This window comes from Microbacterium sp. NPDC091676 (genome assembly GCF_044756645.1).
Taxonomy (GTDB): domain Bacteria; phylum Actinomycetota; class Actinomycetes; order Actinomycetales; family Microbacteriaceae; genus Microbacterium; species Microbacterium paraoxydans_D.
Genome location: NZ_JBIVTI010000001.1, coordinates 2,269,643 through 2,291,840 on the forward strand (window position 1 = coordinate 2,269,643; position 22,198 = coordinate 2,291,840).

The following is a 22,198-nucleotide window of genomic DNA, read 5'->3' on the forward strand; positions in this document are numbered from 1 at the left end:
GAAACAATCCGCGCGCGGCTCAGGCCTCGTCCGGACGGCGGGGGCTCGGGTCGGGAGGGAGGATCTCGATCGGACGCGCGGCCTGTCGCTGCGCTCGCCACCAGATCACGAACCCGACCGCTGTGAAGACGCCGTAGAACACGTACATGAGGCCGGTCGCGTAGTAGCCGGAGCTGAACAGCAACGGCACCCCCACCACGTCCACGGCGATCCAGATGAGCCAGAACTCGGTCCAGCCCTTCGCCATGCCGTACGTCGCCAGCAGTGACCCGACGAAGGTCCAGGCGTCGGCCCAGACCGGTTCCCACGAACCGAGGGCGCGGAACAGGGGGGTGAGCGCCACGGTCCCGACGACGAGGACCACGACCAGACCGATGCGGGCCCCGGTCGGCGCCCACCGCGGCACGATGCGACCGCCGTCGGCATTGCGCCAGCGGATCCACCCGTAGATCGCGACGGCGATGAACATGATCTGCCGCCCGGCCTGACCGAGCAGATGCGGGAGCGACGGGTCGGGGCTCAGCGCGGATCCGAGGAACACCGTGAGCAGCAGGAGATTGCCGACGATGCCGACCGGCCACGCCCAGACCTTGCGCCGCATGCCGCCGAGGGCGCTCGCGAGTCCGAACGCGTTCCCGACGACCTCACGCACCAGGAGCGTCTGCCCACCCGGAAGCACCCAGGACGAGGAGAAGGCGTCGACGAGCCACTGCAGGAAGCCCATCGCTAGCGCGCCGCGTCGGGGGTGGGGCGCTCGTCGAGCACGAGCTGCAGCAGGCTGAGGTCGAGCCACCGGCCGAACTTCGCGCCGACCTGGGGCATGCGGCCCACCTCCCGGAATCCGAGGCGCTCGTGGAGGGCGAGGGAGGCGGTGTTGCCGCTCTCCACACCGCCGATCATCACGTGCATCCCGGCTGCCCGGGCCCGGGCGATGAGCTCGATCATGAGGAGCGTGCCGATGCCGCGTCCGCGCTGATCGCCGTGTACGTAGACGGAGTGCTCCACGGTGAGGCGGTAACCGCTGTGCGGGCGCCACTGGGCGTAGGACGCATAGCCCACGACGCCGCTCTCGTCGGCGGCGACGATCACGGGGCAGCCGCGCGCGGTCCGGTCGGCGAGCCACGCCTCACGGTCGGCGCGATCCACCTCCTCCTCGTTCCAGATCGCCGTCGTGTGCAGGACGGCGTGGTTGTGGATCTCGGTGATCGTGTCGAGGTCGGCGCTCTCGACGGGCCTGAGGTGCACGGCGGTCATCGCAGGTTCTTCCTTCTTCGCGCTTCGGGTGCGCACGCCGACGTTAGCAGGATCGGCGCAGGCGGCGGCTGACGTCAGCGTGCGCCGCGGCGGCCGAGCTCGTCGCGCACGAGGATGGCACGATGCATGTCGGCCATGATCGGGTCGAAGAAGCGCTCGCGGTACCGCGCCTCGCTCACGGCCGAGAAGACGAAGGGCAGCGCCGCGATCACCGCCAGCAGCGGATCGTCGAGACGACGTCACCCCGTCCCGACGGACTCAGACGTGGATGTCGGCGGGGGAGGCCTCGCCCTCGTGGAAGCTCGGCTTCCTGCCGAAGAGCTTCGCGATGCCGAGGACGACGCCGACGATCACGAGGCCCCAGACGAGACCGGCGATCGCGGAGATGATCGTGTCGACCACCCACACCACGAAGCCGCCGAGGGGCTCCAGCGCGTGCTCGACCGCGTGGAGAACGTCGGCCGGAGCGTGCAGCCCGACCTCGCCGAGGTTGATGAGGACGAGGTGTCCGCCGACCCACAGCATCGCGACGGTGCCGAGCACGCTGATGAAGCGGAAGACCGCGGGCATGGACCGGACGATCCGGGTGCCGGTGTGCCGGACGCGCTGTGCGGGGTTCTTCGCCATCTTCAGGCCGATGTCGTCGATCTTCACCAGGAGCGCCACGGCCCCGTACACCGCGACGGTCATGACCAGCGCGATCACGGCGAGGATCGCCAGGGTGGACCAGATGCCGAGTCCCTTGTCGAGGCTGGCGAGGGAGATGAGCATGATCTCGGTCGAGAGGATGAGGTCGGTGCGGACGGCGCCGAGCACGAGCTTCCTCTCGTCGCGGGCGCCCTCGTCGGCGTGGCCGTGCTGCACGCCGAACCACTCGAGCACCTTCTCCGCGCCCTCGAAGCACAGGTACGAGCCGCCGAGGATCAGGAGGTAGGGCAGCACCCACGGCGCGAAGGCCGTGAGCAGCAGCGCGATCGGGATGATGATGACGAACTTGTTCACCAGCGACCCGAGGGCGATCTTGCCGACCACGGGGAGTTCGCGGGCCGGGGTGAGGCCCTGCACGTACTGCGGGGTCACGGCGGCGTCGTCGATGACGACTCCCGCGGCCTTCGCCGACGCCTTCATCGCGGCGCTCAGGATGTCGTCGACGACGGCGAGCAGTCCAACGGACATGCGGGTCCTCTTTCCGTGGTGGGAAGGTCAGACTACCGAGTCCCCGGGCTCAGCCCCGCACGTCCTCCGCGGTCGCCAGCACCCGCTGCAGCGGCTGGTAGTGCTCGATGACGGCCTGGCGATAGCGCTCGACGTCGCCGGAGCGCGCGGCGTCCAGCATGTCGCCGTGCGCCTTGGCGGTCTTGTGGATGTCGTCGGGCTGCGCGATGCCGAGCTGCGGGAGCACGGCGGTGTGCACGTCCCAGAACGCTCCGACGAGCTGGCCGACGAGACGGTTGTCGATGGCGCCGAAAAGGCGGGTGTGGAACGCCCTGTCCTCGTCGAGGAAGTACTCGCCGCGGCCGGCCTTGTCGACCATGTCGGCGACGAGCTCGTCGAGCTCCGGGTCCGCCTGCGCCTGAGCGGCCTCGACCACGCGCTCCGCCATGGAGAGGTCGAGGGCGAGACGCACCTCCACGACTTCCCGCAGCGCCTGCAGCGACCCCTCGGGGGAGAGCACGCCGCGGAAGACGAGCGCCTCGACCATCGGGTCCAGCGACATCGGGCCCACGTAGGTGCCGTGTCCGTGCCGGACGTCGACGATGTCGAGGGTGGAGAGCGTGCGGATCGCCTCGCGGACCGAGGAGCGCGACACGTCGAGCTCCTCGCAGAGCTCGGCCTCGGTCGGCAGCGGATCGCCGGGGGTGAGTCCGCGAGTGAGGATGAGCTGCTTGATCTGATCCGCCGTCGTGGCTCGCCGCATCCGCGACGCCCTCCCCGTGGTGGACTTCATAGGGTCCCTCTCCTGCCTGCCGGAAACGCTCCGATCCTCTCACTCTTGTGATCCGGTCGAACGTGTGTTTAGAGTACATCAGACGTCTGATGTCCTCAAGGCGTCGCCCCCCCCACCACCTGGAGCACACATGAACCGACACAGCACCCGCCGCCGCGCGGGTCGTCTCGCGATGGCGGTCGCCGGCACGGTCGCCGCGTCCCTCGCCCTCGCCGGCTGCGGCGGCGGCGCCGCCAGCACCGCCGAGAGCCCCGCCGCGAGCGACATCGACCCGGACGGCATCATCGAGGCCGGGATCTCCTACACCCTGAACGGCAGCTTCGACCCGATGGTCGCGTCCGGCGCCGTGACGGTCTCGGCGAACTGGCACGTCTTCGAGGGACTCATCGACCTCGACCCCGTCACGCAGGAGCCCGCCCCCGCCCTCGCCGCCGACTTCCCGACGAAGGTCGACGAGACGACCTTCGACATCGACCTCCGCGAAGGCGCGACGTTCCAGAACGGGAACCCGGTCACCGCCGACGACGTGGTCTTCAGCTACGAGCGGGTCCTCGACCCGGCGAACAACTCCCTGTTCCGCTCGTTCGTCGAGTTCATCGACACGGTCACCGCCGTCGACGAGGACACCGTCCGGATCACCACCGACTACCCGTTCTCCCTCATCGACGATCGACTCGGGGTCGTCAAGATCGTGCCGAAGGCCGTGGTCGAGGCCGACCCCGAGGAGTTCGGCGCGAACCCGATCGGCTCCGGCCCCTACGCCCTCGTCTCCGCCGTCCCTGAGGACAAGATCGTCTTCGAGCGGTACGACGACTACAACGGCCCGCGTCCCGCGCTCGCCGCGGGCATGAACTGGAACCTCCTCGCGGACGCGTCCGCCCGCGTCACCGCGATGTCGACCGGCACGGTGCAGGCGATCGAGGATGTGCCGTACATCGATGCCGACGGACTGGCCGCCTCGGCCGAGGTCGAGAGCGTGCAGTCGTTCGGTCTGCTCTTCATGATGTTCAACACCAAAGCCGAGCCGTTCGACGACGTCCGCGTCCGTCAGGCCCTGCACTACGCACTCGACATGGACAAGATCATCGAGACCGGCATGCTCGGCAACGCCACCCCGGCCACGTCGTTCCTACCCGAGGACTACCCGAACTACCACGAGGCCTCCACGGTCTACTCCTACGACCCGGAGAAGGCGGAGGAGCTGCTGGCGGAGGCCGGGGTCTCCGACCTCGCGATCACGCTGCGCATGACCGACACCGGATGGGTGAAGGAGGTCGCCCCGCTGATCAAGGAGTCCCTCGACGCGATCGGCATCGACACCACCCTCGACATCAGCCAGTCGGCGTCGATGTACGAGAAGGTCGACTCCGGCGACTACACCGTCGCCATCGCCCCGGGTGACCCGTCGGTGTTCGGCGTGGACCCCGACCTGCTCATGAACTGGTGGTACGGCGAGAACGTCTGGACCCAGACGCGCACCGCCTGGGCCGACTCCCCGGAGTACGCCGAGCTGCGCACGCTGCTCGACACCGCCGTCACCCAGGAGGGCGAGGAGCAGCAGGAGTCCTGGAACCAGGCGTACGACCTGATCTCCGACCAGGCCGTGCTGTACCCGCTGTTCCACCGCAAGCTGCCCACCGCCTGGAGCTCGCAGGAGCTGGTCGGCTTCCAGCCGGTCCCCACGACCGGACTGTCGTTCCTCGACGTCGGCGTGGCCGCGAAGTAGCACCTGCCCGACAGGGCGGGGGCGCGCTCGCCCGAAGAGCGCGCCCCCGCCACCCCACCCCCGGAAGGAGCGGCACGTGTCCCACACGCTCCGCCTCGTCGGCCGGCGACTGCTGCAGTTGCCGCTGATGATCCTCGGCATCACGTTCCTGGTCTTCTTCGTGATGTCGTTCTCACCCGTCGACCCGGCACGCACCGCGCTCGGCGAGACCGCCTCCCCCGAAGCGCTGGAGGCGTACCGCGAGGACCACGGACTGAACCTCCCGCTGTTCGTCCGCTACGTGAACTTCCTGATCGGCCTCGTCCAGGGCGACCTGGGCACCTACTCCGCCCGCAGCCTGCCGGTGGTCGACGAGGTCGCCCGGGCCTTCCCGGTGACGCTGGCCCTGACCTTCCTCGGTCTGGTGATCGCGGTCCTCGTCGCGTTCGTGGTCGGCGTCCTCGCTGCCGTCTACCGCGACCGCTGGCCCGACCAGGTCATCCGCGTCTTCGGCGTCGCCGCGTTGTCCACGCCCTCCTTCTGGCTCGCCATCCTGCTCATCCAGGTGTTCACCCTGGCGCTCGGGGTGCTGCCGGCCTCGGGCCCGCTGCCGGCCTTCGCCGACGACCCGTCCGGGTGGCTCGCCCGGATGACCCTTCCCGCGGTCGCGCTCGCCGTGCCCGTGATCGGGCAGCTCTCCCGGGTCGTGCGCACCTCGATGGTCGAGGAGCTCGATCGCGACTATGTGCGCACCGCCCTCGGCGCCGGGATCCCGCGGGTGGTCGTCGTCGGCCGCAACGTGCTGCGCAACGCGCTCATCACCCCCGTGACGGTGCTCGGTCTCCGCATCGGGTACCTGCTCGGCGGCGCCGTGGTGATCGAGATCATCTTCGCGATCCCCGGGATGGGCACCCTCATCCTCAACGGGGTCACCAACAACGAACCCAACCTCGTGCAGGGCGTGACGCTCGCGGTCGCGCTCGCGTTCGTCGTGATCAACATCATCGTCGACCTCCTGTACGTGCTCATCAATCCTCGAATCCGGGCGGTGTGACATGCGACGCAGACTCACGGAACGGCTCTCCGTCCCCGGCCTCCGCTGGGGCCGTCTCTCCCTCGGCTCGATCATCTGCCTCGCCGTGCTCGCGATCATCGCGCTCGCCGCGATCCTCGCGCCGCTGATCTCGCCGTACGACCCGCTCGCCTCCGGCCCGCCGGTGCAGCCGCCGAGCGGGGAGCACTGGTTTGGCACCGACCGGCAGGGTCGCGACATCTTCTCCCGACTGGTCTACGGGGCCCGCTACTCCCTCGTGATCGGGCTCGGGGCCACCCTCGTCGCCCTCGCCGTCGCCTGCGTGCTGGGCACGATCGCCGCGACCGCGCCGAAGTGGATCTCCGAGACCCTCATGCGCGTCATGGATGTGATCATGTCGTTCCCCGGCATCGCGCTCGCCGCCGTGTTCGTGGCGGTGTTCGGCAAGTCGCTTCCGGTGCTGGTGCTCACGATCGCGTTCCTCTACGTGCCGCAGCTGACCCGCATCGTCCGGGCGAACATCCTCGACCAGTACGGCGAGGACTACGTCTCGGCCGTCCGCGTGATGGGCGCGGGGACCCCGCGGATCATCGTGCGGCACGTCGCCCGCAACGCCATGGCACCCGTGCTCGTCTTCGCCACGGTGCTCGTCGCCGACGCGATCGTGTTCGAGGCCTCGCTGTCGTTCCTGCAGGCCGGTGTGCCCGACCCCGAGCCGTCCTGGGGCAATGTGATCGCCGCGGGGCGCAACCTGCTCATGAGCGGGGCCTGGTGGGCGACCTTCTTCCCCGGCATCCTCATCATGATCACCGTGCTGTGCCTCAACATCCTGTCCGAGGGGATGACCGACGCCATGGTCTCGCCGCGCGCCAGGAAGATCACGGCCGATGCCGCGAACACGGAGGAGTCGACGCACGACCTGGAGGAGGCTGCCGCCCCGGACGACACCCACGTCATCCCGACGGTCGACACCGCGGTCAACCTCTCGGTGCCCAGCGGCGTCCCCGACGTGCTCGTGCCCACCGCGGAGGCGGTGCCGCTGGCGGAACGCCTCGCCGAGCTGCGCGCCCGCGAGCTCGCCCGCACCGATCGCCTGGTCTACACGGGAGACGCCGCGCCGCTGCTCGAGGTGCAGGACCTGTGCATCTCCTTCCCGCGCCACGGGGATGTCGACGTGGTCGACCACGTCAGCTTCACCGTGCGCCCCGGCGAGACCATGTCGCTCGTGGGGGAGTCGGGGTGCGGCAAGTCCATCACCTCGCTGGCGATCATGGGGCTGCTCGATCCGAAGGCCGACATCCGCGGGCGCATCCTGTTCGACGGGAAGGATCTGCTGCGGATGACGCCGAAGGAGCGCAACGCGCTGCGCGGCCACGACATCGCGATGATCTACCAGGACGCGCTGAGCTCGCTGAACCCCGCGATGCTGATCCGCGCGCAGATGAAGCAGCTCACCTCCCGGGGCGGCACCCGCACGGCCGAGGAGCTGCTGGAGCTCGTCGGTCTCGATCCGAAGCGCACGCTCGCCTCGTACCCGCACGAGCTCTCGGGCGGCCAGCGGCAGCGCGTGCTCATCGCGATGGCCCTGACCCGCGACCCGCGGCTGGTGATCGCCGACGAGCCCACCACGGCCCTCGACGTGACGGTGCAGGCGCAGGTCGTGGAGCTGCTGATGCGTCTGCAGCGGGAGCTCGGGTTCGCACTGGTGTTCGTCTCGCACGACCTCGCCCTCGTCGCCGAGCTCTCGCACCGGATCACGGTGATGTACGCGGGCCAGGTCGTGGAGCAGGGCACCACACGCGAGGTGCTCACGCAGCCCGTCCACGAATACACCCAGGGCCTGCTCGGGGCGGTGCTCTCGATCGAGGCCGGTTCCGACCGCCTGCACCAGGTGTCCGGTGTCGTCCCCTCCCCGCGGGACTTCCCGCAGGGCGACCGCTTCGCGCCGCGCTCGACGGACCCCGCCCGGTACGCCGGAGTGGAACCCGTGCGGCGGCACATCGACGGGACCGAGCACTACTACTCCGCGCATCCTGCCGATGCGCCCGTCGAACCGATCGGAGCAGGACGATGAGCGAACCCGTCATCCAGCTGCAGGACGTGCACGTCCGCTACCGGGCCCGCAGCTCGTCGTTGTTCCGCCCGCACTACGTCGACGCGCTCGCCGGGGTCTCGCTCACGGTCCGCCGCGGACAGACGCTGGGCATCGTGGGCGAGTCCGGCTCGGGCAAGTCCACCTCCGCGAAGGTGCTGATCGGCCTCGAGAAGCCCACGAGCGGTCAGGTCGTCTTCGACGGGGAGACCGTGCGCTCCTTCACCCCCGCGGTGCGCAAGCGCCTGGGACGCATCCTCTCCGTGGTCTTCCAGGACCCGGCGACGGCTCTGAACGCCCGCATGACCGTGCGGGACGCGCTGCTGGATCCGCTGCAGGTGCATCGCCTCGGCTCCCCGGCGAGCCGCGAGCGCAAGGTGCGCGACCTCATCGGGCTCGTGGGGCTGCCGTCGTCGGCGCTGGAGGCGCTGCCCAGTCAGCTCTCCGGCGGCCAGCGGCAGCGCGTCGCGATCGCCAGGGCCCTCGTCCTCGACCCGCAGGTCATCGTCGCCGATGAGCCGACCTCGGCCCTCGACGTCTCGGTGCGCGCGCAGATCCTGAACCTGCTGACCGACCTGAAGCAGCAGCTCGGGCTGGGCATGGTCTTCATCTCCCACGACATCCAGACCGTCCGCTATCTCTCCGACGAGATCGCCGTGATGAACAAGGGCCGCGTCGTCGAGCACGGCGACGCCGCCCGGGTCTTCGACGACCCCGCCGATCCCTACACCCGCACGCTGCTGGGCGCCGCGCCCTCGCTGCTCGAACCCCACTACTGAAAAGACGGAACACCTATGCCTTCCCCCGCTCCCGCCCTGTCGTTCTCCGGCGTCGTCCCGCCGGTCGCCACCCCGCTGCTCCCCGACGGGACGATCGACCACGCGTCGCTCACCCGCCTCGTCGAGCGCCTGATCGGGGAGGGCGTCTCCGGACTGTTCGCGCTCGGCTCCACCGGCGAGACCGCCTACTTCACCGACGACCAGCGCGTCGAGCTGCTGCAGACGATCGTCGCCGCGAACGCCGGACGCGTGCCCGTCATCGCCGGGGCGATCGAGCTCACGGCCCCGCGCATCATCGAGACGGCCCGCCGGCTCGCCGCCGCGGGCGCGCAGGCGATCGTCACCACCGCGCCGCTGTACACGCTGAACTCGCCGGCCGAGATCGCCGCGCACTTCCGCACGATCGCCGCCGCGATCGACGTGCCGCTGTGGGCCTACGACGTGCCGGTGCGCGTGCACTCCAAGCTCGGCATCGACCTGCTCGTGCAGCTCGGCAGGGAGGGCGTGATCCAGGGGGTGAAGGACTCGTCCGGCGACGACGTCGGGTTCCGCCGACTGATCGCGGCGAACGAGGCCGCCGGTCGCCCGCTGCAGCTGCTCACCGGACACGAGGTCGTCGTCGACGCGATGGCCCTCGTCGGTGCCGCGGGTGTCGTCCCCGGCCTGGCGAATGTGGAGGCCGCGGGCTACGTGCGCCTCTGGGAGGCCGCGCAGCGCGGTGACTGGGCGACCGCCCGGGCCGAGCAGGAGCGCATCAACCGGCTCTTCGACATCGTGTTCCAGCCGCAGGGGCTGTCCGGCGACGCCACCGGCGTCGGGGCGTTCAAGGCGGCGATGCATGCGCGCGGCATCATCGACCACGCGGCGATGGCCGACACGGTGGAGCCGCTCACGCCGGAGGCCGTCGCCGGCATCCGCACGATCCTCGACGAGCTCGGTCTGCTTCCGGTCGCCGTCTGATGCGCGAGGTCGTCCTCGCCGTCGACATCGGCGGCACCAAGACGGCCGCGGCGCTCGCCGACCGTGCGGACGCGCTGCTGCGCACCACCGCGGCGCGGACCCCCGCGAGCGCGGGACCCGCCGCGGTCGTGGCGACCGTCGCCGCGCTCGCGGAGGAGCTGCTCGACGAGGAGTCCGCGCTCGTCGGCGTCGGCGTCGGCACCGCGGGCGTGGTCGACGCACGGACGGGGACGATCGTGTCGGCCACCGACACGTTCGCCGACTGGCCGGGCACTCCGCTGGCCGCTCTGATCCGGGAAGCCCTCCGGGACCGCCTCCCCGCCGATGCGCCGGTCGCCGTGCAGAACGACGTCGACGCGCACGCCACGGGGGAGTACCTCCACGGGGCCGCCGCCGGAGCCTCGAGCGCCCTCGTCGTCGCCGTCGGCACCGGGGTCGGCGCCGGCATCATCCTCGACGGCCGTCCGGTGCGCGGCGCCCATCACGTCGCCGGCGAGCTCGCGCATCTCCCGATCCCGGGTGCCGCGCACCTCCGCTGCCCCTGCGGCCGGAGCGGACACCTCGAAGCCCTCGGCTCCGGCATCGGCCTGCACCGGCACTACCTCTCGCTCGGCGGCGACGCGGCGCTGCGCGATGCGCGCGGGGTCGCCGCCGCGGCCGGCACGGGGGACTCCCTCGCCGTCCGCGCCGTCCAGGACGCCGCCGCCGCCGTCGGCCGCGCACTCGCGGGAGCCGCGACCCTCCTCGACCCGGAGCGGATCGTCGTCACCGGCGGCGTGCCGCGCATCGGCGAGCTGTGGTGGGACTCCCTGCGGGCGGCCTTCCACGCGGAGGCCATCGACGCCCTGCACGACACCCCCATCCTGCCGGGAACCCTCGGCGACGACGCGCCGCTGCGGGGAGCGGCGGCATCCGCCTGGAGGCGACCATGACACCGAACCCCATCCTCGAACGCCTGCACGGCGGACTCATCGTCTCCTGTCAGGCGTACCCCGGGGAGGCGATGCGCGACCCGCGCACCATGGCGCAGGTCGCCGACGCCGCCCTCGTCGGCGGTGCCGCCGGGATCCGCGTGCAGGGCATCGACGACATCCGCGCGGTCGCGGACCTCCCGGTGCCGATCATCGGGCTGTGGAAGGACGGCGACGCCGACGTCTTCATCACGCCGACGCTGGAGCATGCCGTGGCCGTCGCCGACGCGGGCGCGGACATCGTGGCGATCGACGGCACCCGACGCCCGCGGCCCGACGGCCGGACGCTCGCGGAGACCATCGTCGGCCTGCGCGACCATTCCGACGCGCTCATCATGGCCGACTGCGGTTCGCTCGACGATGCGATCGCCGCCGAAGCCGCGGGTGCCGACATCCTCGGCACGACCCTGTCCGGCTACACCGGGGAGCGTCCGAAGAGCGACGGTCCCGACCTCGAGCTCATCGGCCTCATCGCGGCACGCTGCACGCGCCCGATCGTCGCAGAGGGCCGCATCCACACCCCGGCGCACGCCGCCGCCGCGATCGCCGCGGGCGCCTCTGCGGTCTGCGTCGGCACGGCCATCACCCATCCGGCCACTATCACGTCCTGGTTCGCGCGGAGTCTCGCCGAGGCCCGTCCGTGACCCCCGTGCTCCTCAGCGCCTACCCGCTGTCCCCTGCGCACGCGCGGTGGGATCCGGCATTCGAGGCCGCGCTGCTGCCGGAGCTCTGCGCGCTCCCCGGGGTGGCCGGGCTCGAGGTGCCGTGGATGGGGGCGGTGCATCCTCACGACCCGTCCTGGTTCCTCGGCCACGTGCCGGGTGTGCCGCTCGCGGTCACCCCGGTGCCGTACGTGATGCGGCGGCTCGGCGAGGACCCGTCGTACGGACTCGCCTCGCCGCAGGAGGAGGGGAGGGCCGCGGCGGTGGCGGATCTGCGGCGCGTGGCGGACGACGTCGCGCGGCTCACCGCCGAGAGCGACGCAGCGGTCGCGGTGGTGATGCTGCACACCGCGCCCCGCGGGAGCGGAGACGGGGATGCGCTCGCCCGGTCGCTGGAGGAGGTCGCGGCGTTCGACTGGAGCGGAGCCCGGCTCGTCATCGAGCACTGCGACGCCGTCGTTCCCGGTCAGACGCCGGAGAAGGGATTCCTCCCGCTCGCCGCGGAGATCGCGGCCATCCGGTCCGCCGGCGCCCCGGTCGGCCTCTGGCTCAACTGGGGGCGGTCGGCGATCGAGCTGCGGGATGCGAACGCGGTGACCGCGCAGATCGCCGACGCGGCGGCCTCTGGGCTGCTGACCGGGCTCGCGTTCTCCGGGGCCGCGCCGATGGAGAGTCCGTACGGCCCCGCCTGGGTGGACGCGCACCTGCCCCTCGCCGAGACCCATCCCGCGTCGGCCTCGCTGCTCGACGCGGCGCACGTCCGCGCGGGGCTCCGCGCCGCGGGCGACGTGCCCTGGCTCGGCCTCAAGGTCGCGCGACGGCCGGAGGATCGCACGGTCGCGGAGATCGTCCGCACCGCGAAACGGAACCTCGCCGTCGTCCGGGATGCGGGCTGAGCGGAAACTCCCAGCCCGCTCCCAGCCCCGCGGGACCAAAAGCCAGGCCCCCGTGGTTCTCCTCTGTGACGCCGCAGCCAGCGGCGTCGGACAAGGAGCCACTCATGTCGAACGACTACGGCAGGACCCCCGAGGCCGTCAGCGGTCTCACGCACCTGCAGTACGAGGTCACGCAGCAGGACGCCACCGAGCCGCCCTTCCGCAACGCCTACTGGAACACCCACGACGACGGCATCTACGTCGACGTCGTCTCCGGCCAGCCGCTGTTCTCCTCCCGCGACAAGTACGACAGCGGCACCGGCTGGCCGAGCTTCACGCGCCCGATCGACGCCGACGCCGTGACCACGAAGACCGACCGCACGCTGTGGATGACCCGCACCGAGGCGCGGTCGTCCGGCGCCGACAGCCACCTGGGGCACGTCTTCGACGACGGACCCCGCGCCGAGGGCGGCCTGCGCTACTGCATGAACTCGGCGGCCCTCCGCTTCATCCCGGCGGAGGATCTCGAGAAGGAGGGGTACGGTCGCTACAGCCCCCTCTTCACCACCGACACCTCTGAGGAGCAGTCATGACCGACACCGGAACCATCACCCGCACCCCCGGGACCGAGACGGCCGTCCTCGCGGGCGGCTGCTTCTGGGGCATGGAAGACCTCATCCGCCGCCAGCCCGGGGTGATCGACACCCGCGTGGGCTACACCGGCGGGGAGAACGACCACGCGACCTACCGCAACCACCCCGGTCACGCGGAGGCCGTGGAGATCGTGTTCGACCCGAGTGCGACGACCTATCGCGACATCCTGGCGTTCTTCTTCCAGATCCACGACCCGTCGACGCTGAACCGTCAGGGCAACGACATCGGCTCGAGCTACCGGTCGGCGATCTTCCCGCTCACCCCCGAGCAGGAGCAGGTCGCCCGCGACACGATCGCCGACGTCGACGCCTCCGGGCTGTGGCCGGGGAAGGCCGTCACGACGATCGAGCCCGCTGGTCCGTTCTGGGAGGCCGAGCCCGAGCACCAGGATTACCTGATCAAGTACCCGAACGGCTACACGTGCCACTTCCCCCGCGCCGGCTGGGTCCTCCCGAAGCGCGAGGACGCCACCGCCTGATCCCCGAGACCCCGCTTTCGCGCCGAGACCCCCTCCTGCACACGCGTGTGGGAGGGGGTCTCGGCGCGTAGCCGGGGTCTCGGGGATCAGGACTCGGCGAAGAACGCGAGCGCGGCCTCCTTGAAGTCGCGGGAGCCGGGGGCGTTGAAGTGGTGGCGGTTCGGGAGCTCGACGAAACGGGCATCGGGAGCCGCGGCCGCCAGTGCCCGGGAGCCCTCGATGATCGCGTCCTTCGATCCCGTCGCGAACAGCAGCGGCACGACCGGCGCGTCCGCGGGATCGGGATCGATCGTGCCGGAGCCCCGAAGTCCCTCGGCCAGGGCGATGAGCGCGCGCAGATCGTTCCCGGGCACCCGCTCGGTCAGCGCGATGTAGTTCTGCGTCGTGCGGTCCTCCACCGGGGTGCCGTCCGCGATGTACGCGCGCACCTGGTCGAGGTCGAGACGTGCGAGGGGGATGCCGTCGGGGACACCGCCCAGGACCGCCCGGCCGATCCGATGCGGGAGCTCGCGGGCCACCTCCCACCCCACCCGGGCGCCGAGCGAGTAGCCGAGGTAGAACGCGTCGTCGACGAGGTACGTGTCCATGACGGTCTCGACGTCGGTCACGAGGTTCCGGATGGCGTAGGCGTCGGACTCGTGCGGCTTGTCGCTCTGCCCGTGGCCCCGCTGGTCGAGTGCGAGCACGCGGTACCCGGCTCTGGTCAGTTCGCGCACCCAGCCGGTGAGAACCCAGTTGTCGCGCGCTCCCGAGGCGAAGCCGTGCACGGTCACCACAACCGGGGCGTCGAGCTCCCCCCACGTGTACGTCGCCAGTCGTGTGCCGTCCGCCGCGTAGACGTGCTGCGGGTCGGGCATCTCGGTGAGGTCGGAGAGGGAAACAGCCACCCCACCATCCTCCTCCCCCTCTCCCTTCCCTGGCGCCGAGACCCCGGTTACACGCCGAAACCCCCTCCCCGCGGTGTCGCGGAGAGGGGGTTTCGGGGAGAACCTGGGGTCTCGGGTCAGACGCGGTCGCGCAGAGCGGCGCCGAGCTCGGCGTCCACGTTCGTCCAGTACTGGAAGAAGCGCTCGCGGATGGCGTCGACCGTGATCGAGCGGCCCTGACCGGTCAGCACCTCCAGGAAGCGCGCGCGCTGCGGGCCGTCGAAGACCTCGCGGTACAGCGTGCCGGCCTGACCGAAGTCGTCATCCTCGGCGTGCAGCGTCGCGGCGGAGCGGGTGAGCTCGCCGTCCGCCGACCAGTTCACCTCGATGCCCTTCGCCGGGTCGGCCTCGGGGCCACCGGGGGTCCCGAAGGAGTTCGGCTGGTAGGTGCGGTGCGCGGCGTCGTTGTACTGGTACCGCATCGAGCCCTCGTGCTGGTAGTTGCGGGTCTCGGCGGCGTGCGGCTGGTTCACCGGCAGCTGGTTGTAGTTCGCGCCGATGCGGTGCCGCTGGGCGTCCGGGTAGGCGAACATCCGGCCCATGAGCATCTTGTCGGGGGAGATGCCGGTACCGGGCACCTGGTTCCCCGGCGCGAAGCCGGCCTGCTCGATCTGCGCGAAGAAGTTCTCCGGGTTGCGGTTCAGGGTCAGCGTGCCGACCTTGATGCGCGGGTAGTCCTTCTTCGAGATCGTCTTGGTGAGGTCGAAGGGGTTGAAGCGGTAGTCCTTGGCCTCGTCGTACGGCATGATCTGCACGTACAGGTCCCACTTCGGGAAGTCGCCGCCGTCGATCGACTGGAACAGGTCGCGACGGTAGTGGTCGGCGTCGGAACCGGCCAGCTGCTCGGCCTCCTCCGGGCTCATCGCCTCGACGCCCTGGTGGGAGATGAAGTGGTACTTGACCCAGAACACCTCGCCCTCGGCGTTGATCCAGGAGTAGGTGTGCGAGCCGTAGCCGTTCATGTGACGCCAGCTGCGGGGGAGGCCGCGCTCGCCCATGAGGTAGGTGACCTGGTGGGCGCTCTCCGGCGAGAGGGTCCAGAAGTCCCACTGCATGTCCGCGTCGCGCAGGCCGGAGTCGCCGAGGCGCTTCTGCGAGTGGATGAAGTCGGGGAACTTGATGGCGTCGCGGAGGAAGAACGTCGGGGTGTTGTTGCCGACGATGTCCAGGTTGCCCTCGGTCGTGTAGAAGCGCAGCGAGAACCCGCGCACGTCGCGCCAGGTGTCGGGGGAGCCCTGCTCACCGGCGACGGAGGAGAAGCGGAGGAGGGTCTCCGAGGTGGCGCCCGGCTGGAACACGGCCGCGCGGGTGTACTTCGAGACGTCCTCGGTGACGACGAACTCGCCGAACGCGCCGCCGCCCTTGGCGTGCGGGTTGCGCTCCGGCACCCGCTCGCGGTTGAAGGAGGCGAGCTTCTCGACCAGGTAGTGGTCGTGCAGCGCGGTGGGGCCGTCGGGGCCCACGGTCAGCGAGTGGGTGTCGCTCGCGATCGGCGCTCCGGCCTGCGTCGTCGTGGCCGGACGGCCCGCGTCGGTGGGGTTGGTCATGGTCTTCTCCTTCTCCGCGCGGACATGCCGAACGGACCCTCGGGGAGGGGATCGGTGGATGCGCCTACGCGGCGTTCTGGCAGCTGGGGCAGAGGCCCCAGAAGGTGACTTCAGCTGTCTGCACGGTGAAGCCCCCCGTCGAGGACGGGGTGAGACACGGTGCCTCGCCGACGACGCAGTCCACATCGCCGACCGCACCGCAGGAGGTGCAGACGATGTGGTGGTGGTTGTCGTCGATGCGCCGTTCGTACAGCGCCGCGGAGCCTGCCGGTTCGATCCGGCGGATGAGGCCCGCCGTCGTCAGGTCCGCGAGGATGTTGTGCACCGACTGGATCGACGTGGTCGGAAGCACGTCGGACACGGCGCGGTAGACCCGCTCCGCATCCGTATGGGCCATGGAGCCGAGAGCCTCGAGAACGGCGACGCGGCCCGCAGTCGCACGCAGCCCGGCGTCGCGCAACGCCGAGTCGAGTTCCGTCTCCATGCCCTCGACTCTACACGTGTTTTGAGTGATTCAAAAGAGCATGCCGGGATGCCGGGCGCGTCGCCACCGTCAGACGAAGCGGACCGTCTGCTGCAGCCGGGTGCGGACGTCGAACAGCTCGTTGCCCCCGATGGCCCGCGCCCCGGGGACGCCCTGCCGCAGCACCATCGCCAGCGCGCTGCGCCGCACCACCACGACCGGGACCCCGCGAGTGCTCCCGAGCGGGGTGACCGCCTGGGCGAGGTCGTCGTCGGGGAGCACCACGATCGCGCCGCCGAACTTCACCTTCGCGGCCTTCGCCACCGTGCGCATCCGGGCGAGAGCCGCCGTGACCGGGGCTCGCGTGCCGAGGCTCGGGCCGGTGATCTCCCCGCGGCGGAACCCCACGACCCCGCCGAAGTCCTCGGACATGACGCCATAGAGGCCGGAGGGACTGAGCACCACGTGGTCGAGCTTGTCCTCGGGGCTCTGTCCGGCGGCGACGTCGTGCCAGACCGTGAAGCCCATGCCGAGGTCGGAGACCGTGCGGGCCGTGGCCTCCTCCGCGAGCGCGTCGGCGAGCAGCCGCCGGAGCTCCCTCGGGGCCGCGCGGACGAGGACCGGGGCGTATGGATCGGGGACCTCGACCCCGTGACCCGCCCACTCGCGGATCAGGGAGAGGTAGCGTTCGCGGCGCCAGCCGCCGGGGTGTCCGTAGGAGCGGGCGCGCGGCCGGGTGTCGGTGCGCACGGTCTGCGGGCGCCAGCCGCTCCATTCGCCGCCGTCGTCGGTCAGGCCCGCGCGGCGGTCGTACGCGGCGCGGTCCTCCGCGGTGCCGATGAGCTCCCACGCGCGCTGGACCTGGATGAACACGGCCGCGTCGCCGCCGGTGTCGGGGTGGGTCTGCCGCAGTCGCAACCGATACGCCCGCCGGAGCTCGGCGTCGTCGACGGCCGGATCCACGCCGAGGATCTCGTACGGCGAGGCCGAGAGCGGACTGTCGAACATCGCTCTCCTTCCGCGACCGCGGCGTCCAGGATATCCGGCGGACGGTGTGCGGCCGCCGGGAGGCCTCAGTCCGCGACGTCGACGATCCGCTCGATGCCGGGGACCGGGGCCACGGCGCCCCCGGACGCGGCGGCGAGGTCGGCGGTCAGGCGCGGAAGCGCGGCGGCGGGCACCCACAGCTCCAGCTGCGCGGAGGCCCCGTAGGTCGGCGTGCCGAGCGTGGCCCCGTGTGACGCCGCCCAGTCGCGGAGCAGGTTGTCGTAGCGGCCGGCCTCGGCGTGCGGGACCTCGACGGTCGCCTGGGTGAGCGCCGCGCGGCGGACGAGTGCGGCACGGTCGAGCGTCTCGGACACCGCCGTGGAGTAGGCGCGGATGAGGCCGCCCGCCCCGAGCTTCACCCCGCCGAAGTAGCGGGTCACCACCGCGACGACGTCCGTGAGGCCGCGGCGCCGGAGGACCTCGAGCATCGGGACCCCGGCCGTGCCGGAGGGCTCGCCGTCGTCGGAGGAGCGCGCCTGATCCCCGTGCAGACCGGTCACCATCGCGGTGCAGTTGTGGTTCGCGTCCCAGGCGCGCTTCCGGATCGTCGCGATGACGGCTTCGGCTTCGGCCACCGAAGACACCGGTGCGACGTGCGTGAGGAAGCGCGACTTGCGGATGACGAGCTCGTGGTCGACGGCCGCCGCGATCGTCGCCGGGAACGGGTGCGGTGTCGACATCGGCCCCAGGATACATTCGTTCGAATCGCCTGATTGGTCCCAAATCCGGGCCGGATGCCGCCAATCGGGCGATTCGAACCGGGTCGACCGAACGATGGAGGCGCGCAGCGGCCCGGCGGACGAGAATGTCAGCATGCCGACCGGAGACATCGCGGAGATCGACCACCCCGGAGGGCGGACGGGACGCACGCGCTCCTGGGGGCGGCTGGTCACGTCGCTCCGTATCGGCCAGGCCGTCATCACCGTCGTGCTCACCGTCGTCGGCGTCGTCCGCTCCCTCGCCGACGGCGTCCCGGTGCCGTGGCTGCTCGCGACCGCCCTCGCCTTCCTCGGCTGGTACGGCGGCGGACTCCTGCTCTCCTCCCGGACGGACGACCGGGCGCTCGCCACCGGCTGGCTGCTGGGGCTCACGGCCATCTGGCTGGGGGCGGTGGCGCTGTCGCCGGAGTTCGTCTGGCTCGCGTTCTCGCTGTGGCTGCTCGCCGGCTTCCTACTGCGACTGCGGTGGGCCGTGCTGCTCAGCATCGTCATCCTCGCCGTCGTGATCGTCGCCCCGCTGCTGCACACCGGGACGACCACCTACGCGAACGTGATCGGGCCGCTGGTGGGCGGCATCTTCGCCCTCGGGATCTCCCGCGGCTACCTGGAACTCGTCCGCGACGGGCGGGAGCGGCGGCGACTCATCGCCTCCCTCGTCGCGACGCAGCAGGAGATGGCGGCCCTCCAGGACGAGCTCGCCCGGACCCAGCGCGAGTCCGGCGCCGCCGCCGAGCGCACCAGGGTGTCGCGCGACATCCACGACACGGTCGCCCAGAGCCTGTCGTCCATCGTCCTGCTGGCACGGTCGGCCGCCGAGCACGAGGACGGCCGGGATCGGGCGCTCGGGCAGATCGGGGCGCTCGCCGCGGAAGGGCTCGCCGACGCCCGACGCATCGTCGACGACCTCATGCCCGCCGAGCTGGACGGCTCCGCGCTGAGCGACGCCCTCGCCCGCATGCTCGAGCGCCTGACCGCCGAGACCGGGATCGCGGCCACCTTCCATGCCGACGAGGATCTGCCCGCACTCGGCCTCGATGCGGAGGTCGCCCTGCTGCGGACGGCCCAGTCCGCGCTCGCCAACGTGCGCAGCCACGCCGGCGCCACTCGCGTCGTGGTGACGCTCGCGGACGCCGGCGACGCGGTGCGGCTGGACGTGGTCGACGACGGTCGCGGCTTCGACCCGTCCCGGCTGGAGTCGGCGGGGCCCGGCGGCGGTTACGGCCTGCGGGCGATGCGCGCCCGGCTGCGCGAGCTCGGCGGCGGTCTCGACGTGGAGAGCGCCCCCGGCGACGGCACCGCGCTGTCCGCCCACCTGCCCCTCGGAGGCCGGTCGTGACCCCCGTGCGGATCCTGCTCGTCGACGACCACCCCATCGTGCGCGCCGGCGTGCGCTCGCTGTTCGACCGCCGCGACGACGCCGAGGTCGTGGGCGAGGCCGCGTCGGGGGAGGAGGCGGTCGTGCTCGCCCGGCACCTCCGTCCCGACGTCGTCCTCTGCGATCTGCGGCTGGGGGCGGGCATGGACGGCGTGCAGACGACGGCGGCGCTCCGGGCGCTCGACCCGGCGCCGGCGGTGCTCATCCTCACGACGTTCGACCGCGACGCCCAGATCCTCGGCGCGATCGAGGCAGGGGCGGCGGGGTATCTGCTCAAGGACATCGCCCCGGAGGACATCGTCCGGGCCGTGCGACAGGCCGCGTCGGGCGGGCAGGCGCTGACGCCGGAGTTCACGGCGCGCGTCGGCCGCGCCCTCCGCGCCCCGCGGGTGCAGCTCACGGGGCGCGAGCTCGACGTGCTGCGGCTGCTCGACACCGGGGCCTCGAACCGGGAGATCGCGAAGGCGCTGTTCGTCACGGAGGCGACGGTGAAGACCCACCTCGTGCACGTCTTCGAGAAGCTCGGGGCCGACAGCCGCGCGAAGGCGGTCGCGATCGCCAGGGAGTCCGGTCTGCTCTGACGCCCGCGGTCTCAACCGTTCGATGGATCCGCGGCGACGGTCCCCCGGCGAGGCTGGAGGCAGACAGAAAGGACTCCCATGCGCAGGCTCTTCACCGCCGCGTTCGCCTCCATGCTGGTGGGCGTCGCCTCCGGACTCTTCTACCGCGAGTTCACCAAGATCAACGGCTTCCCCGAGGGGGCGCCGACGCAGCTCGGACTCGTGCACACGCATCTGCTCGTGCTGGGCTTCGTCGTCTTCCTCGTGGTGATGCTCCTGGAGAAGGCGTTCGCGCTCTCCGAGAGCCGCCTGTTCGGCTGGTTCTTCTGGACCTACACCGCCGGGCTCGTGCTGACCTCGGCGATGCTCGTCTGGCACGGCTGCCTCACGGTGCTCGGCCAGGAGTCCACGAAGATGATCGCCGGCATCGCGGGCGTGGGGCACATGCTGCTCGCCGCCGGCATGGTGCTGCTGTTCCTCGCGCTCCGCCCCCGTGTGTTCGCCCCGAAGGTCGCGGCCACACAGTCCGCGACCCTCGAGTCGGTGGCCTGACGCCTCAGTCGGCCGGGATCGTGTCGTCGCGCAGGTACGCGATGTGCGCGGCGTGGCGCTCCAGGTGGTGCGGCGACTTCCGCACGAACAGCCAGGCGACGATGAGGATCGCGAACCAGATCGGTGTCACGAGCAGCGCGATCAGGGTGTCCGGCTGGGTGGTCAGCGCCCAGAGGATGAACAGGAAGAACGCGAGCACCACGAACACCATGAACACGCCGCCCGGCATCTTGAACGCCGAGGTCGCCGCCTTCTCCGGACGACGGCGCCGGTACACGAGGTAGCTGCAGAGGAAGATCGTCCACACGAACATGAAGCACACGGCCGACACCGTGGTGACCATCTCGAACGCCGTGCCGATGTCCTTGCCCGCGTAGAGCAGCACGACGCCGGACAGCAGCAGGATGCAGGACAGGAACAGCGCGTTCTGCGGCACGCGGCGCTTCGAGAGCCGGCCGAAGAACCGGGGGGCGTCGCCGTCCTGCGCGAGGCCGAAGACCATGCGCGACGTGGAGTAGATGCCGGAGTTCGCGCTGGACATCGCCGAGGTGAGCACCACGAGGTTGACGACGGTGGCGGCGATGCCGAGCCCGGCGAGGGCGAACATTGCGATGAAGGGGCTCTCGCCGGCGACGTACTCGGTCCACGGCGTGACGGCCATGAGGATGATGAGCGCGCCCACGTAGAACAGCAGGACCCGGATCGGGATGGCGTTGATGGCCTTCGGGAGGTTGCGCTTCGGGTCCTTGGTCTCCGCGGCGGCGGTGCCGACGAGCTCGATGCCGACGAACGCGAACACCGCGATCTGGAAGCCGGCGACGAAGCCGAGGAAGCCGTGCGGGAACATGCCGCCGTGGTCCCACAGGTTCGAGAAGCTCGCGGTGCCGGCGTCGTGGGAGAACCCGGTGAGGATCATCACCAGGCCGGTCACGATGAGGGCGACGATCGCGACGATCTTGATGAGCGCGAACCAGAACTCCATCTCGCCGAAGGCGGCGACGGTCGGCAGGTTGAGCGCCAGGAGGATCACGACCACGAGGAGACCGGGGATCCACAGCGGCACGCCGGGGATCAGGGCGTCGGTGTACCCGGCGATCGCGATCACGTCGGCCACGCCCGTGACCACCCAGCAGAACCAATACGTCCAGCCGGTGAAGAAGCCCGCCCACGGGCCGAGGAGGTCGCTCGCGAAGTCGCTGAACGACTTGTACTTGAGGTTCGACAGCAGCAGCTCGCCCATCGCCCGCATGACGAAGAACAGCATGAACCCGATGATCATGTAGACGAAGATCACGGAAGGGCCGGCGACCGAGATCGTCTTGCCGCTGCCCATGAACAGGCCCGTGCCGATCGCCCCGCCGATCGCGAGGAGCTGGATGTGCCGGTTGCTGAGCGCGCGCCGCAGGTGCTCCTCGCCTCCGGCTCCGTTCTGCCCCTGGCGGATGGCCCCCGTGTCTTGCTTCGTCACGCTCATCTCCTCCGGTCGTCGTCGACTGATGCAGAGTAACCACCGCGGCCCGCTCGCCCGAAATCGAGGCCCCGGCGACGGCAATCCGTCCAAGGGTGTTCCGTTCGCCCGAAACGATTCGATAAACTGG

General features: G+C 71.0%; 24 protein-coding genes. 13 read left to right on the plus strand and 11 right to left on the minus strand.

Annotation, left to right across the window (positions count from 1 at the left end):
- Positions 1-19 precede the first annotated feature (19 nt).
- From pnuC to ACIQID_RS11060, 5 genes are all read right to left on the minus strand, one after another.
- A complete protein-coding gene (pnuC, locus tag ACIQID_RS11040) occupies positions 20-724 on the minus strand; it encodes a nicotinamide riboside transporter PnuC (RefSeq protein ID WP_400284812.1) in 705 nt (234 codons plus the stop codon).
- Positions 725-726: 2 nt separating this feature from the next.
- Positions 727-1,254, minus strand: a complete 528-nt coding sequence (locus ACIQID_RS11045; RefSeq protein WP_400284815.1) for a GNAT family N-acetyltransferase — start codon at positions 1,252-1,254, stop codon at positions 727-729.
- A 74-nt stretch (positions 1,255-1,328) separates the two neighbouring features.
- Positions 1,329-1,466, minus strand: coding sequence for a hypothetical protein (locus ACIQID_RS11050; protein WP_312674515.1), 138 nt, complete (start codon positions 1,464-1,466; stop codon positions 1,329-1,331).
- Between the two features lie 46 nt (positions 1,467-1,512).
- A complete protein-coding gene (locus ACIQID_RS11055; protein ID WP_400284820.1) occupies positions 1,513-2,430 on the minus strand; it encodes a DUF808 domain-containing protein in 918 nt (305 codons plus the stop codon).
- A gap of 49 nt (positions 2,431-2,479) precedes the next feature.
- Entirely contained in the window at positions 2,480-3,202 is a 723-nt protein-coding gene (locus tag ACIQID_RS11060) for a FadR/GntR family transcriptional regulator (RefSeq protein WP_312674518.1), read from the minus strand.
- A 130-nt stretch (positions 3,203-3,332) separates the two neighbouring features.
- Between ACIQID_RS11060 and ACIQID_RS11065 the strand changes: the two genes are divergently transcribed.
- From ACIQID_RS11065 to msrA, 10 genes are all read left to right on the plus strand, one after another.
- A complete protein-coding gene (locus tag ACIQID_RS11065; protein WP_400284823.1) occupies positions 3,333-4,928 on the plus strand; it encodes an ABC transporter substrate-binding protein in 1,596 nt (531 codons plus the stop codon).
- Positions 4,929-5,004: 76 nt separating this feature from the next.
- Positions 5,005-5,961, plus strand: a complete 957-nt coding sequence (locus ACIQID_RS11070) for an ABC transporter permease (RefSeq protein WP_400284826.1) — start codon at positions 5,005-5,007, stop codon at positions 5,959-5,961.
- Position 5,962: 1 nt separating this feature from the next.
- The gene (locus ACIQID_RS11075; RefSeq protein ID WP_400284829.1) at positions 5,963-8,014 is read left to right on the plus strand and encodes a dipeptide/oligopeptide/nickel ABC transporter permease/ATP-binding protein; all 2,052 of its coding nucleotides are present in this window, start codon (positions 5,963-5,965) and stop codon (positions 8,012-8,014) included.
- On the plus strand, positions 8,011-8,811 hold the full coding sequence (locus tag ACIQID_RS11080; protein WP_400284832.1) for an ABC transporter ATP-binding protein: 801 nt from the start codon (positions 8,011-8,013) through the stop codon (positions 8,809-8,811). Before ACIQID_RS11075 ends, ACIQID_RS11080 begins: the two co-directional genes overlap by 4 nt.
- Before the next feature lie 15 nt (positions 8,812-8,826).
- Positions 8,827-9,771 (plus strand): dihydrodipicolinate synthase family protein, encoded by a 945-nt coding sequence (locus ACIQID_RS11085; protein WP_331201475.1) that lies wholly within the window; start codon positions 8,827-8,829, stop codon positions 9,769-9,771.
- Entirely contained in the window at positions 9,771-10,703 is a 933-nt protein-coding gene (locus ACIQID_RS11090) for an ROK family protein (protein WP_400284835.1), read from the plus strand. Before ACIQID_RS11085 ends, ACIQID_RS11090 begins: the two co-directional genes overlap by 1 nt.
- Positions 10,700-11,386, plus strand: coding sequence for an N-acetylmannosamine-6-phosphate 2-epimerase (locus ACIQID_RS11095; RefSeq protein ID WP_331201473.1), 687 nt, complete (start codon positions 10,700-10,702; stop codon positions 11,384-11,386). Before ACIQID_RS11090 ends, ACIQID_RS11095 begins: the two co-directional genes overlap by 4 nt.
- A complete protein-coding gene (locus ACIQID_RS11100; RefSeq protein ID WP_400284840.1) occupies positions 11,383-12,300 on the plus strand; it encodes a DUF4862 family protein in 918 nt (305 codons plus the stop codon). Before ACIQID_RS11095 ends, ACIQID_RS11100 begins: the two co-directional genes overlap by 4 nt.
- A 104-nt stretch (positions 12,301-12,404) precedes the next feature.
- Positions 12,405-12,872: a peptide-methionine (R)-S-oxide reductase MsrB gene (gene msrB / locus ACIQID_RS11105; protein ID WP_312674531.1), complete on the plus strand. Its 468-nt coding sequence runs from the start codon at positions 12,405-12,407 to the stop codon at positions 12,870-12,872.
- The gene (gene msrA / locus ACIQID_RS11110; protein WP_025102782.1) at positions 12,869-13,411 is read left to right on the plus strand and encodes a peptide-methionine (S)-S-oxide reductase MsrA; all 543 of its coding nucleotides are present in this window, start codon (positions 12,869-12,871) and stop codon (positions 13,409-13,411) included. The genes msrB and msrA overlap by 4 nt, the downstream gene beginning before the upstream one ends.
- An 86-nt stretch (positions 13,412-13,497) precedes the next feature.
- Here the strand turns inward: msrA and ACIQID_RS11115 are convergent, their stop codons facing one another.
- The 5 genes from ACIQID_RS11115 to ACIQID_RS11135 form a co-directional block, all read right to left on the minus strand.
- On the minus strand, positions 13,498-14,298 hold the full coding sequence (locus ACIQID_RS11115) for an alpha/beta fold hydrolase (RefSeq protein WP_400284845.1): 801 nt from the start codon (positions 14,296-14,298) through the stop codon (positions 13,498-13,500).
- 116 nt (positions 14,299-14,414) lie between these two features.
- Positions 14,415-15,884, minus strand: a complete 1,470-nt coding sequence (locus ACIQID_RS11120; RefSeq protein WP_136052327.1) for a catalase — start codon at positions 15,882-15,884, stop codon at positions 14,415-14,417.
- A gap of 64 nt (positions 15,885-15,948) precedes the next feature.
- Positions 15,949-16,368: a Fur family transcriptional regulator gene (locus ACIQID_RS11125; RefSeq protein WP_187662721.1), complete on the minus strand. Its 420-nt coding sequence runs from the start codon at positions 16,366-16,368 to the stop codon at positions 15,949-15,951.
- 69 nt (positions 16,369-16,437) lie between these two features.
- On the minus strand, positions 16,438-17,355 hold the full coding sequence (locus tag ACIQID_RS11130) for a DnaJ domain-containing protein (RefSeq protein WP_400284850.1): 918 nt from the start codon (positions 17,353-17,355) through the stop codon (positions 16,438-16,440).
- A 65-nt stretch (positions 17,356-17,420) separates the two neighbouring features.
- Complete coding sequence (locus tag ACIQID_RS11135; protein ID WP_400284853.1) at positions 17,421-18,074, minus strand: IMPACT family protein; 654 nt, start codon at positions 18,072-18,074, stop codon at positions 17,421-17,423.
- Positions 18,075-18,207: 133 nt separating this feature from the next.
- Between ACIQID_RS11135 and ACIQID_RS11140 the strand changes: the two genes are divergently transcribed.
- The 3 genes from ACIQID_RS11140 (at position 18,208) to ACIQID_RS11150 (ending at position 20,600) form a co-directional block, all read left to right on the plus strand.
- Entirely contained in the window at positions 18,208-19,449 is a 1,242-nt protein-coding gene (locus ACIQID_RS11140; RefSeq protein ID WP_400284856.1) for a sensor histidine kinase, read from the plus strand.
- Positions 19,446-20,069, plus strand: a complete 624-nt coding sequence (locus ACIQID_RS11145; protein ID WP_400284859.1) for a response regulator — start codon at positions 19,446-19,448, stop codon at positions 20,067-20,069. Before ACIQID_RS11140 ends, ACIQID_RS11145 begins: the two co-directional genes overlap by 4 nt.
- Before the next feature lie 78 nt (positions 20,070-20,147).
- Positions 20,148-20,600: a DUF2871 domain-containing protein gene (locus ACIQID_RS11150; protein WP_312674542.1), complete on the plus strand. Its 453-nt coding sequence runs from the start codon at positions 20,148-20,150 to the stop codon at positions 20,598-20,600.
- A 4-nt stretch (positions 20,601-20,604) separates the two neighbouring features.
- On the opposite strand, the gene cycA is transcribed toward ACIQID_RS11150, so the two are convergent.
- Positions 20,605-22,074 carry a D-serine/D-alanine/glycine transporter gene (cycA, locus tag ACIQID_RS11155; protein ID WP_396654645.1) on the minus strand — a complete coding sequence of 490 codons (1,470 nt, stop codon included), beginning with the start codon at positions 22,072-22,074 and terminating at the stop codon, positions 20,605-20,607.
- Between the last annotated feature and the right edge of the window lie 124 nt (positions 22,075-22,198).